General features: G+C 73.6%; 10 protein-coding genes. 9 read left to right on the forward strand and 1 reads right to left on the reverse strand.

Annotated elements, in window-relative coordinates; translation table 11 throughout:
* Positions 1-88: 88 nt before the first annotated feature.
* Entirely contained in the window at positions 89-1,087 is a 999-nt protein-coding gene (locus HT134_RS20510) for a TetR/AcrR family transcriptional regulator C-terminal domain-containing protein (protein WP_175602020.1), read from the forward strand.
* A 372-nt stretch (positions 1,088-1,459) separates the two neighbouring features.
* On the opposite strand, the gene HT134_RS20515 is transcribed toward HT134_RS20510, so the two are convergent.
* The gene (locus HT134_RS20515; protein WP_175602021.1) at positions 1,460-3,925 is read right to left on the reverse strand and encodes a Tex family protein; all 2,466 of its coding nucleotides are present in this window, start codon (positions 3,923-3,925) and stop codon (positions 1,460-1,462) included.
* 179 nt (positions 3,926-4,104) lie between these two features.
* Here HT134_RS20515 and HT134_RS20520 point away from each other — a divergent pair, with 179 nt between their 5' ends.
* The 8 genes from HT134_RS20520 (at position 4,105) to HT134_RS20555 (ending at position 12,388) form a co-directional block, all read left to right on the forward strand.
* Complete coding sequence (locus tag HT134_RS20520; protein WP_175602022.1) at positions 4,105-4,539, forward strand: RpiB/LacA/LacB family sugar-phosphate isomerase; 435 nt, start codon at positions 4,105-4,107, stop codon at positions 4,537-4,539.
* An 81-nt stretch (positions 4,540-4,620) separates the two neighbouring features.
* Positions 4,621-5,691, forward strand: coding sequence for an S-methyl thiohydantoin desulfurase family protein (locus HT134_RS20525; protein ID WP_175602023.1), 1,071 nt, complete (start codon positions 4,621-4,623; stop codon positions 5,689-5,691).
* Entirely contained in the window at positions 5,684-7,243 is a 1,560-nt protein-coding gene (locus HT134_RS20530; RefSeq protein WP_175602024.1) for a hydantoinase/oxoprolinase N-terminal domain-containing protein, read from the forward strand. The genes HT134_RS20525 and HT134_RS20530 overlap by 8 nt, the downstream gene beginning before the upstream one ends.
* Before the next feature lie 24 nt (positions 7,244-7,267).
* Positions 7,268-8,905, forward strand: a complete 1,638-nt coding sequence (locus HT134_RS20535) for an ABC transporter substrate-binding protein (RefSeq protein ID WP_175602025.1) — start codon at positions 7,268-7,270, stop codon at positions 8,903-8,905.
* Between the two features lie 3 nt (positions 8,906-8,908).
* Complete coding sequence (locus tag HT134_RS20540) at positions 8,909-9,925, forward strand: ABC transporter permease (protein WP_175602026.1); 1,017 nt, start codon at positions 8,909-8,911, stop codon at positions 9,923-9,925.
* A gap of 11 nt (positions 9,926-9,936) precedes the next feature.
* A complete protein-coding gene (locus tag HT134_RS20545) occupies positions 9,937-10,773 on the forward strand; it encodes an ABC transporter permease (protein ID WP_312888272.1) in 837 nt (278 codons plus the stop codon).
* A complete protein-coding gene (locus tag HT134_RS20550; protein ID WP_175602027.1) occupies positions 10,770-11,507 on the forward strand; it encodes an ATP-binding cassette domain-containing protein in 738 nt (245 codons plus the stop codon). The genes HT134_RS20545 and HT134_RS20550 overlap by 4 nt, the downstream gene beginning before the upstream one ends.
* Complete coding sequence (locus tag HT134_RS20555; RefSeq protein ID WP_175602028.1) at positions 11,504-12,388, forward strand: ABC transporter ATP-binding protein; 885 nt, start codon at positions 11,504-11,506, stop codon at positions 12,386-12,388. The genes HT134_RS20550 and HT134_RS20555 overlap by 4 nt, the downstream gene beginning before the upstream one ends.
* The last annotated feature ends 3 nt before the right edge of the window (positions 12,389-12,391 follow it).

Here is a 12,391-nt window from a genome sequence, read left to right on the forward strand (position 1 = left end):
GGGAAGGAAAGTGTACTGGCGGCCGAGAATAGTGAACTAGTACATTTGCTCGGCAGGCAACGATTCCACGCACGCATCGGGGGCTCTCATGTCGTCGTCGGCCCAGCGGCCGGATCCGCCGTACCAGCGGATCACCGGGGAGATCCGCGCCCGGATCCTCACCGGCGAGCTGCGTCCCGGCGAGCGGATGCCGTCCATCCGGCAGATCGCCCGGCGCTGGGGCGTCGCGGTCGCCACCGCGACCAAGGTGATGGCGGCGCTGCGCGACGAAGGGCTGGTCGAGACGAAGGTCGGCTCCGGCGCGGTGGTCAGCGGACGCGCCGCGCAGGAGCCCGACCCTCGGCGGGCGCCGGATCCCGGGCCGCCGCGCGACCCCCGGCGGCGGATCGACCCCCGTCCGGCGCCGAACACCGCCAGGCAGGCGTTGAACCGCGGGCAGGTGCTCCGCGCCGCCATCGCGATCGCCGACGTCGAGGGGCTCGACGCCGTGTCCATGCGGCGGCTCGCGGCCGAACTGGGCGTCGGGCCGATGTCGCTCTACCGGCACGTGGCGAACAAGGACGAACTGGTGACCGAGATGGTCGACGAGATCTTCGGCCGGCTGGAGCTCCCCGTCCCCGGGCCGGAGGGCTGGCGGGCCAAACTCGAACTGATCGCCCGCCGGCAATGGCGACTGGGCCGCCGGCACCTCTGGATGCCCAGGGCGGTCTCGTTCACCCGCCCGCTGCTGGTGCCGAACATGATGGCGCACACCGAATGGACGCTGCGCGCGCTCGACGGCCTGGGGCTGTCCATGGAGACCCGGATCCGGGAGGCGCTCACGCTGCACGCGCTCGTCGTCAACGCCGCGCTGTCCATGGCGGACGAGGTCGAGGCGGAGCAGGAGACCGGGGTGACGCTCGACCGGTGGTGGCTGGCACAGCGCGATCGGGCCGGCGCACTCCTCGACAGCGGACGGTTCCCCCTGCTGGCGGCGATCCCCGAGGAGGCGGTGTCGGACCTCGACGGGCTGTTCGAGTACAGCCTCGCGCGGCACCTCGACGGCTTCGCCGCCCTGGTGGCGGCACACGCCCGAACGCCGTCATGAGGCCGCTGCCCGAACGCCGTCATGAGGGCCGTCGTCCGAACGCCGTCATGAGGGCCGTTGTCCGAACGACGTCATGAGGGCTGCCGCCCGAACGCGGTCATGGCGGGGCCGCTCACGTGACGGCTGTCCTCGGCTGGCCCAGGGCGTGGTGACCGGGCCGACCAGGGCGTGGTGACCGGGCCGAGGGGAAGGGGCCCCGGCGCGGCCTCGGAGCGTACCCCGAGCGCGACCCGGACCCCTGCGTCCGCCATGACCTCAGGCGAGGTCCACGACCGGCGTGCCCTCACCCGAGGTCCACGTCTCGACGTGACCTGAGTGAGGTCATCACCGGCCTGACCTCGCCCTCGCCTGAGGTGCGCGCCCAGCCTGAGCTCAGCGGGAGTCGCCCGTGAGGCCCGCCTTGCGGAGGGCCTCGGCCATGGCGCCCGACGGCGCGGAGCGGTCCTGGCGCTGGCCGCCGCGACCGCGCTGACCGGCGCCGTCGCGGCCCCTGCCGCCGCCGTCACGACCGTCACGACCGCCCGAGCCGCGTCCGCCGTCGCCCCGCGACCCGTCACCACGCGCGCCGTCACCCCGCCCGCGCTCCCCGCGCGCGCCGCCGCCGTCGCGGGCGCCCTCGCCGCGGCCACGGCCGCCCCGCTCGCCGCCCTGACGAGAGCCTCGGGAGTCGCCGGAGCCCGAGCCCGGGCCGGCGGCCGTCGTCTCGTCCTCCAGCCGCAGCGTCAGTGAGATGCGCTTGCGCGGGATGTCCACGTCCAGCACCTTGACCCGCACGATGTCGCCCGGCTTGACCACGTCGCGCGGGTCCTTGACGAACGTGCGCGACATGGCCGAGACGTGGACCAGGCCGTCCTGGTGGACGCCGACGTCGACGAACGCGCCGAACGCCGCCACGTTGGTGACCACGCCCTCCAGGATCATGCCCGCCTGGAGGTCGGAGATCTTCTCGACGCCCTCCTTGAACGTGGCCGTCCGGAAGGCCGGTCGCGGGTCGCGGCCGGGCTTCTCCAGCTCGCGCAGGATGTCGGTGACGGTCGGCAGGCCGAAGGTGTCGTCGGTGAAGTCCTGCGGCTTGATCGAGCGCAGCACCGCGGTGTTGCCGATCAGCGACTTGAGGTCGGCCTGGACCGACCCGAGGATGCGCCGCACCACGGGGTAGGCCTCGGGGTGGACGCTGGAGGCGTCGAGCGGGTCGTCGCCCCCCGGGATGCGCAGGAAGCCGGCGCACTGCTCGAACGCCTTGGGCCCGAGGCGGGCGACGTCCTTCAGGGCCGTGCGGCTGCGGAACGGGCCGTTGGCGTCGCGGTGGCGCACGATGCTCTCGGCCAGCGTGGAGCCGATGCCCGACACGCGGGTCAGCAGCGGCGCCGAGGCGGTGTTGACGTCGACGCCCACAGCGTTGACGCAGTCCTCGACGACCGCGTCGAGCGAGCGCGACAGCTTGGACTCGGCCAGGTCGTGCTGGTACTGGCCGACGCCGATCGACTTCGGGTCGATCTTGACCAGCTCGGCCAGCGGGTCCTGCAGCCGGCGGGCGATCGAGACGGCGCCGCGCAGCGACACGTCGAGGTCGGGCAGCTCCTGCGAGGCGTACGCGGAGGCGGAGTAGACCGACGCGCCCGCCTCGGAGACCACGACCTTGGTGACCGACGGCATGTGCTTGACCAGCTCGCCCGCCAGCTTGTCGGTCTCGCGGGAGGCGGTGCCGTTGCCGATGGCGATGAGCTCGACGCCGTGCCGCTGCACGAGCGCGCCGAGCACCGCGAGCGACTGGTCCCACTGCCGCTTGGGCTCGTGCGGGTAGATGGTGGTGGTCTCGACGACCTTGCCGGTGGCGTCGACCACGGCGACCTTGACGCCGGTGCGCAGGCCCGGGTCGAGGCCCATCGTGGCGCGCGTGCCTGCGGGGGCGGCGAGCAGCAGGTCGCGCAGGTTGGCGGCGAACACCCGCACCGCCTCGTCCTCGGCCGCCTGCCACAGCCGCATCCGGATGTCGAGGCCCAGGTGGACGAGGATGCGGGTGCGCCAGGCCCAGCGCACGGTCTCGGCCAGCCAGCGGTCGGCCGGCCGGCCCTGGTCGGAGATGCCGAAGCGGGCGGCGATGCGCTCCTCGTAGGGGCCGTCGTCGGGCTCCAGCGTGACGCTGAGCACCTCTTCCTTCTCGCCCCGGAACATCGCGAGGATCCGGTGGGAGGGCAGCTTGGTGAACGGCTCGCCGAACTCGAAGTAGTCGGCGAACTTCGCGCCCGCCTCCTCCTTGCCCTCACGGACCTTGGACACCAGCCGGCCGCCGTTCCAGAGCTGCTCGCGCAGGCCGCCGATGAGGTCGGCGTCCTCGGCGAAGCGCTCGATCAGGATCGCCCGCGCGCCCTCCAGCGCCGCCCCGGCGTCGGCGACGCCCTCGGCGACGAACGCCTCGGCCTCGGCCGCCGGGTCGAGCGACGGGTCGCCGAGCAGCCGGTCGGCCAGCGGCTCCAGCCCCAGCTCGCGGGCGATCTGCGCCTTGGTGCGCCGCTTGGGCTTGTAGGGCAGGTAGATGTCCTCGAGGCGGGCCTTGGTCTCGGCCGCCATGATCTGGGCGCGCAGCTCGTCGTCGAGCTTGCCCTGCGACTCGACGGACTCCAGGATGGCCGCCCGCCGCTCCTCCAGCTCGCGGAGGTAGCGCAGCCGCTCCTCCAGCGTGCGCAGCTGCGCGTCGTCGAGGGCGCCGGTGACCTCCTTGCGGTATCGGGCGATGAACGGCACCGTGGCGCCGCCGTCGAGCAGCTCGACGGCCGCGAGCACCTGCCCGTCGCGCACGCCGAGCTCAGCCGCGATCCGCTGGTGAATAGAGAGCACTTGCCTGCCTTTCGATGGTCCCGCCGGTCAATTGTGCAGGAACGGGCCGTCCCGCGAGACCGCGCGGGGCACTGGGGACACGCCGGTCGTCGTCCAGCACCCTAGAGGCAGACACCGACGATTTCGCGCGGATCGGCGGCGAGCCGAGGCGAAGTCGCCCGTGGTGGTAGACCTGAGGGATGCGGATCTCGGTGGCGGCCGACAGCCTGGACGGCGTGGCGGAGCGGGTGGTGGAGGAACTGCGCCGGCGCGGACACGAGGTGATCCTCCACGGGGCGCTCGACCCCACGGCCCGCGACGACTGGGCGTGGGCGTCGGAGGCGGCGGCCCGCGACGTCGGCGAGGGGCGGGCCGAGCAGGCCGTGGTGTGCTGCTGGACCGGCACGGGCGCGTCCATCGCGGCCAACAAGGTGCCGGGCGTGCGGGCGGCGCTGTGCGCCGACGCGTACACCGCGGACGGCGCGCGCCGCTGGAACGACGCGAACGTGCTGGCCCTCAGCCTGCGCCTGACCTCCGAGGTGGTGCTCGGCGAGATCCTGGAGGCGTGGTTCGCGGGCGAGCCGAGCACGGACGACGCGGACCGCGCGAACGTCGCGCACCTCGACGAGATCTGAGACGGGATCTGAACAACCCCGGCAGACTGGGCGATTCGGACTGGCGTCGGCGTGGCGGCATGTGCTTGGTTGTGACGCCATATGAAGATTCAAGCAAGCGATGTCGCCGCCCTGGCCCGGGGCTGCGCCGTGCTGGGCACCGGCGGCGGGGGCGACGTGCGCACCGGGGCGCTGGCGGCGCGGCGGGCCATCCAGGAGTACGGCGAGGTGCCGCTGGTCCGGCTGGCGGACTTACCCGGCGACGCGCTGGTGGTGCCGCTGTCCGGCATCGGCGCGCCCACGGTGAGCCACGAGATGATCCACGGCGAGGACGAGCCCAGGCGGATCGCCGAGGAGATCGAGCGGATCTTCGGCCGGCCGCCCGCGGCGGTCATGTCGTCGGAGATCGGCGGGGCGAACGGCGTCGCGCCCGTCGCCTGGGCCGCGCAGCTCGGGCTGCCGCTGCTCGACGCCGACGGCATGGGCCGGGCGTTCCCCGAGGTGCAGATGGTCTCGATGTACGTGGCCGGGCTGCCGGCCGACCTCGTGATCATGTCGGACGTCGCGGGCAACGTGGTCACGATCCGGCCGGTGGACGGCCTGTGGTCGGAGCGGCTGGCCCGCGCGGTGTGCGTCGCGGCCGGGTCGCACGCGCTCATGGCCGACTACGTGCTCACCGCCGCGGGCGCGCGGGGCGCGGTCATCGAGGGCACGGTCACGCGCGCCCTCGCCGTCGGCCGGGCCACGGAGGGCGCGGCCGACCCCCTGGGGGCGCTCAAGGCGGAGCTCGGCGCGTACGAGCTGATCACCGGCAAGCTGGCGGACGTGGAGCGGCGCACCACGGGCGGGTTCGTGCGCGGCACGGCGACGGTCGAGGGCACCGGGGCCGACCGGGGCAGGGTCTTGACCTTGGAGCTGCAGAACGAGAACCTCGTCGCCATGGCCGGCGGCCGGATCTTGGCCATGGTGCCCGACCTCATCACGGTGGTCGACACCGAGACGGCCGCCGCCATCCAGACCGAGAGCCTGCGCTACGGCCAGCGCGTCACCGTGCTGGCCTGGCCGTGCGACCCGCTGTGGCGCACGCCGAAGGGCCTGGAGACGGCGGGGCCGCGCGCCTTCGGCCACGACCTCGACTACGTCCCCGTGGAGGAGCTGGCCCCGCATGAGTGAGAAGGCCCTGAGGATCGGGATCGACGTGGGCGGGACGAACACCGACGCGGTGGTGCTGGACGCCGCCGACCAGGTCGTCGCCAAGGCCAAGCGGCCGACCACGCCCGACGTGACCGGCGGCCTGCTGGCGGCGCTCGGCGCGGTCCTGGCCGAGCTGGACCGTTCCGGCGCGCCGCGCGACGTGACCCGCGTCATGCTGGGCACCACGCACGCCACGAACGCCGTCCTGGAACGCCGCGGCCTCGGCCGGGTGGCCGTGCTGCGGCTCGGCGCGCCCGCCACGACGTCCGTGCCGCCGCTGTCGGACTGGCCGGCGAGCCTGCGCGCCGCCGTCTCCGCCGGCGAGGCCGTGCTGCCCGGCGGTCACTACGTGGACGGCCGCGAGATCGGCCCGCTCGACCGCGACGCGGTCCGCCGGTTCCTCGACGGGGTGGAGGCGGACGCGGTGGCGGTGACCGGCGTGTTCAGCCCGGCCACCGCCGAGCACGAGCGGGCGGTCGCCGAGCTGGTGGCGGGCGAGTACGGGCTGCCGGTCTCGGTCAGCCACGAGATCGGCTCGCTCGGCCTGCTGGAGCGCGAGAACGCCACCGTGCTCAACGCCGCCCTGTACGGCGTGGCCGGCAACGTCACCGGGGCCCTGGCCGGGGCGCTGGCCGAGCACGGGCTGACCGCGACGCCGTACCTCGCGCAGAACGACGGCACGCTCATGACGACGGAGCACGCGGCGCGCCTGCCGGTGTCCACCATCGGCTCCGGCCCGGCCAACTCGCTGCGCGGCGCCGCGTTCCTGTCGGGGGTGTCCGACGCGGTGGTGGCCGACGTGGGCGGCACGTCCACGGACCTCGGCGTGCTGACCGGCGGCTTCCCGAGGGAGTCGGCGGCGGCCGTGGAGATCGGCGGCGTGCTCACCAACTTCCGCATGCCCGACATCCTGGCCATCGCGCTGGGCGGCGGCACCGTGGTCAGGGACGACGCGGTCGGTCCGGACTCGGTGGGCTACCGCATCACCGAGGAGGCGCTGGTCTTCGGCGGGTCCACGGTCACGATGACCGACGCCGCGGTGGCCGCCGGGCGCGTGCCGCCGGGGGGCGACGGCTGGCGCCACCGGCTGGGCGACAGGTCGGAAGGTTTTCGAGACACCTTGCAAAGGGCGGTGGCGGCGGCCGACGCGATGGTCGCCGACGCCGTGGACCGCATGGCGCTGGGCCGCGCCGACCGGCCGCTGGTGGCGGTGGGGGGCGGCGCCTTCCTGCTGCCGCCGCGCGTCGCGGGCGTGAGCGGCGTGGTACGGCCCCGCCACGCCGAGGTGGCCAACGCCGTCGGGGCCGCGATCGCGCTGGCGAGCGGCAGAGTGGATACGATCTTGCCTGCGGGCGAAAGCCGGTCGAAGGCGATCGAAAGGGTCAAGGAGGAGGCTGCCGCGCGAGCCGTGGCCGCGGGCGCGGACTCCTCGCGGGTCGAGATCGTGGACCTGCTGGAGGTGCCCCTGAGCTACCTCTCCGAACCCGCCGTGCGGGTACACGTCAAAGCCGCCGGACCTCTCGCCCGGTGACGTAACCGAAAGGATCCCCCCACCATGCGCTGGCACAAGCGTCTGCTCGTCGCCGGAGTCGCCGGCGTCGTCGCCATGACAGCGTCCGCGTGCGCGGGCGGCCAGGTGCGCGGCGCCGGCCGGACCCCGCAGCCGAGCACCGGTACCAGTACCGGCACCAGCACCGGCGCCGCCGAGGCGCCGGCCGCGAAGGCGAACGACGCCACGTTCGTCTACGCCCCCAACCTGGACGTGGTCACCGACTGGGACCCGGCGAGCTCGTACTCCAACGAGATCATCGCCATGTCCAACATCTACGAGGGCCTGACCCGCTACGACGCCGAGGCGCGCAAGCCGGTGCCGCGCCTGGCCACGGAGTGGACGTCGGCGGCCGGCGGCAAGGAGTGGACGTTCAAGCTGCGGCAGGGCGTGAAGTTCCACACCGGTGCGCCCCTCGACGCCGAGGCGGCCAAGAAGGCCATCGAGCGCACCATGAAGATCAACGCCGGCGCCGCCTACATCTGGGGCGCGGTCAAGACGATCGAGGCGGTGGACGCCTCGACGCTGAAGTTCACGCTCAAGTACGCCGCCCCGCTCGACCTCGTCGCCTCCTCCGGCTACGCCGCCTACATCTACGACACGGCCGCCGCCGACAAGCTCAAGGACGGCGAGAGCGACGCCGGGACCGGCCCGTACACGATCGACACCTGGCAGAAGGGCAAGGAGACCGAGCTCACGCTGAAGGCGTTCGACGGCTACTGGGGCGGCTGGAAGCCCGAGCAGTACCGGAAGGTCGCCTTCCGCGTCACCCCGGAGATCACCACGGCGTGGCAGCTCCTGCAGAAGGGCGAGGTGAACTTCGTCCCCCGGCTCAACCCGCAGCTCTTCGCGCAGGCCGGCGCCACCGAGGGCGTGCAGACCTCGCAGAAGCCGTCGTTCCAGAACCTGCTCGTGCTCTTCAACACCGCGACCGGCCCCGCCAAGGACGTCAAGGTCCGGCAGGCGCTCCAGCTCGCGATCGACTACGACGGCCTGGTGGCCGCGCTCAAGGGCGCCGGCACGAAGGCGTCGGGCCTGGTGCCCGAGGGCCTGCTCGGCCACGTCCAGGGCATGGAGCCCAAGCAGGACCTGGCCCGGGCGGCGGAGCTGCTCAACGCCGCGGGCTACGGTCAGGACCTGGAGGAGCTCAAGCTCACGATGACGTACGCGCAGGGCGACGAGGACCAGAAGCTGCTGGTCACGCTGCTCAGCTCCACGCTCAAGAAGCTCAACGTCACCCTCCAGGCCAAGCCGATGGCCTGGAACGCCCAGTGGGACCTCGGCAAGAAGAAGGGCCAGGACATCTTCGTCATGTACTGGTATCCGGACTATCCCGACGCCTACTCGTGGTTCCTCAACGTGTTCAAGAGCGCCGACAAGCCGCAGTTCAACCTGTCGTACCTGAAGAACGCGGAGATCGACAAGGCCATCGACGCGCTGCCGCAGCTCTCGGCCACCGACGCGCTCGCCGCCGACCAGGCGTACGCCGACCTGCAGAAGAAGATCATCCAGGAGCAGGCCGCGGTGGCGGCGCCGTACGTGCAGACCTACCAGCGCGCGCTGTCGGCCACCGTGCAGGGGTACACCGACAACCCGGCCTACCCGAACGTGGTCTTCTTCTACGACCTCAAGCCCGCCGGCTGAGCCGTGCCGCGCTACGTGGCCCGCCGGCTCGGCCAGGCGTTCCTGGTCGTGGCCGGCGTGGTCGTGCTCACCTTCGTCGTGACGCGGCTGCTGCCGGGCGACCCGGCGGTGGCCTTCGCCGGGCCGAAGGCGACGCCGCAGCAGCTCGCCGAGGCGCGGGCGCGCTTCGGCCTCGACGACCCGCTGCCGGTCCAGCTCTGGAACTACGTCAGGGACCTGGCGACCGGTGACTGGGGCACCAGCCTGCGGACGCGCCGGCCGGTGCTGTCCGACCTGTACGTGGCCTTCCCGGCCTCGCTGGAGCTGGTCGGGGCGGCGCTGCTGCTCGCCGTGCTCGCCGGGATCCCGGCGGGGGTGCTCGCCGCCCGCCACCGGACCCGGCTCCCCGACCTCGGGGTGCGGGTGGGCGGCATGCTGGCGGTCTCGGTGCCGGTGTTCTGGCTCGCGCTGGCGCTGCAGACCGTCTTCGCCGGCAGCCTCGACTGGTTCCCGGTCGCGGGCGAGTACGACGCGGCGCTGGACACCACCAGCCCGCTCACACTCTGGACGAACATCACGCTCGTGGACGCGCTCATCACCGGCAACTGGCCCATCCTCACCAGCACCTTGCGGCACCTGGTGCTGCCCGCGATCGTCGTGGCCGCGTACCCGGCGGGCGTGATCGCCCAGATGACGCGGGCCGCGCTGATCGAGGAGGGCGGCCAGGACCACGTCCGGCTGGAGCGGGCGCTGGGCTTCGGCGAGACGTCCATCCTGGTCCGCTTCGCGCTGCGGCCCGCGCTCAACCCGCTGCTGTCGCTGATCGCGCTGGTCTTCGCGTACGCGATCGTCAACGGGTTCCTGGTCGAGGCGGTGTTCAACTGGCCGGGGCTCGGCCGCTACGCCGTGGACGCGATCGCCGGCTCGGACGTCCCGGCCATCGCGGGGGTCACGCTGCTCGTCGCGCTGGTGTACGTGCTGGCCAACCTCGTCGTGGACCTCCTTCAGGGCGTGGTGGACCCGAGGGCGAGGCAGCGGTGAGCGTCCTGTCCGTGACCGAGCCGGTGGAGCGGCCGGGGCGGGTGGACCGGCTGGCGGTGCTGGGCGGCGCGCTCATCGTGCTGGTGGCGCTGTCGGCCGTGCTCGCGCCGTGGCTGGCCCCGTACGAGGAGAACACGCCGGACCCCCTCCACAGCCTCGATCCGCCGAGCGGCGCGCACTGGTTCGGCACCGACTTCGCCGGCCGGGACGTGCTCACCCAGGTCCTGTACGGCGGCCGGACGTCGCTGACCGTCGTCGTCGCCGTGCTGACCGTCTCGGCGCTGGTCGGCGTGACGCTGGGCGTCGTGGCCGGCTACGCGGGCGGCCTGACCAGAGACGTGATCATGCGGGTCACGGACGTGTTCCTCGCCTTCCCGGCGCTGCTGCTGTCGCTGGCCCTCGCGGTCGTGCTCGGGCCGAGCGTCACCACGGCGATCGTGGCCATCGCCGCCACCTGGTGGCCCTGGTACGCGCGGCTGGCCGCCTCCGTCGCCGCCTCGGTCGCCACCCGGCCGTACGTGGACGCCGCCCGCTGCCTGGGCGTGCCGGCGCCGCTGATCGTGCTGCGGCACGTGCTGCCGAACTCCCTCACCCCCGTCCTGGTCCAGGTCTCGCTGGACGCGGGCGGCGTCATCCTCACCGCCGCGGCCCTGTCCTACCTGGGGCTCGGGGCGCGGGAGCCGGTGGCCGAGTGGGGGCTGATGGTGCAGCAGAGCCAGACGTACTTCACCACCAACTGGTGGGTCGTCACGTTCCCGGGCCTGGCGATCCTCGTGACGGCGTTCGCGTTCAACCTGCTGGGCGAGGGGCTGCGCGCGGCCCTGGATCCGCGAAGGGTGATCAAGTGATCGAGGTGCGGGACCTGCGGGTCCGGTACGGCACGCGCACCGTCGCCCACGTGCCCGAGCTGGACGTGGGCGCGGGGGAGTGCGTGGCCGTGGTGGGGGAGAGCGGGTCGGGCAAGTCGACGACGCTCATGGCGCTGCTCGGGCTGACCGAGGGCGCCGAGGTGTCCGGGCACGTCCGGGTCTGCGGCGTGGACGTGCTCACCGCCCCGGCGCGCCGGCTGCGGGAGATCCGGGGCGCCCGGGTGGCGCTCGTCATGCAGTCGCCGCAGGCGGCGCTCAGCCCCACCACGCGCCTGGGCGTCCTCATGCGGCGCGCGCTCGACCTGCACGACGTGGACGCGAGCGAGCGGGCCATGGCCGAGGCGGTGGAGGCCGTGCTGCTGGACCCGGCGATCCTGCGCCGCTACCCGCACGAGGTGTCGGGCGGCCAGGCGCAGCGGTTCGCGATCGCCCTGGCCCTGGCGCTGGGGGCGGAGGCGGTGCTGGCCGACGAGCCGACCAGCGCGCTCGACGTGACCGTGCAGGCGGAGGTGGTCGGCGTGCTGCGGCGGCTGCGCAAGGAGCGGGGGCTGGCGCTGCTGCTGGTCTCGCACGACCTGGCCCTGGTCTCCACGATCGCCGACCGGGTGCTGGTCATGAAGGACGGCGAGGTGGTGGAGAGCGGCCCGGCGGCCCGGGTGCTGGCCGAGCCCTCGCATCCGTACACGCGCGAGCTGCTGGAGGCGCTGCCATGACCGTTCCGGCGCCGGTGCTGCGGGCCGAGCGGGTCACGCTCGGGTACGGCCGCACGGCCGTCGTCCACGACGTCAGCCTGGACGTCACCGAGGGCGGGGTGGGGCTGATCGGGGAGAGCGGGTCGGGCAAGACGACGCTGGCGCGCGCGTTCCTGGGCCTCCTCGCCCCAATGTCGGGAGCCATCTGGTACGGCGACCAGAACCTGAAAAAGCTGGATATGAGGCGCTTCAGGCGGGACGTCCAGCCGGTGTTCCAGGCCGAGGCCCTGGACCCCCGCATGAGCGCCGGCGCCTCGGTCGCCGAGGCGCTGCCCCGCAAGGAGCGCGACCGCGTGCCCGCCCTGCTGGAGAAGGTCGGGCTGCCCGCCGAGGTGGCCGGGCGCAGGCCGCACCAGCTCTCCGGCGGCCAGCGCCAGCGCGTGGTGATCGCCCGCGCCCTGGCCGTCTCGCCTCGCCTGCTCATCCTCGATGAGCCCACCAGCGCCCTCGACGTGACCGTGCAGGCGCGGATCCTCGACCTGCTCGCCGGGCTCGGCACCGAGCGGCTGCTCATCACCCACAACCTCGCCGTGGTGTCCCGGCTCTGCCGCACCGCGCACGTGCTGTTCGCGGGCCGGGTCGTCGAGTCGGGGCCCACGGCCGAGCTGCTGGCCCGGCCGGCCCACCCGTACACGCTGGCCCTGCGCGACGCCGTGCCGAAGCTCGGCGGCGCGCCGCCTCCCGCGCGGGGGCGCACCGAGGCGCGACCGGCCGCGACCGGGTGCCCGTTCCGGCTGCGCTGCCCGCTCGCCGTGGCGGCCTGCGAGCGGGCGCCCGAGCCCCGTGAGGTGGGGGAGGGGCGGCGGGCGGCCTGCCACCGCGCCGAGGAACTGCTGTCCTGACCG

The organism is Nonomuraea rhodomycinica, assembly GCF_013363995.1.
GTDB lineage: Bacteria > Actinomycetota > Actinomycetes > Streptosporangiales > Streptosporangiaceae > Nonomuraea > Nonomuraea rhodomycinica.

Excerpts from the sequence above, each read along its gene's own strand:
- HT134_RS20520 (WP_175602022.1), top strand. The coding sequence starts at position 4,105 with ATGCGGATCTCGGTGGCGGCCGACAGCCTGGACGGCGTGGCGGAGCGG.
- HT134_RS20510 (WP_175602020.1), top strand. The coding sequence starts at position 89 with ATGTCGTCGTCGGCCCAGCGGCCGGATCCGCCGTACCAGCGGATCACC.
- HT134_RS20555 (WP_175602028.1), top strand. The coding sequence starts at position 11,504 with ATGACCGTTCCGGCGCCGGTGCTGCGGGCCGAGCGGGTCACGCTCGGG.
- HT134_RS20530 (WP_175602024.1), top strand. The coding sequence starts at position 5,684 with ATGAGTGAGAAGGCCCTGAGGATCGGGATCGACGTGGGCGGGACGAAC.
- HT134_RS20525 (WP_175602023.1), top strand. The coding sequence starts at position 4,621 with ATGAAGATTCAAGCAAGCGATGTCGCCGCCCTGGCCCGGGGCTGCGCC.
- HT134_RS20535 (WP_175602025.1), top strand. The coding sequence starts at position 7,268 with ATGCGCTGGCACAAGCGTCTGCTCGTCGCCGGAGTCGCCGGCGTCGTC.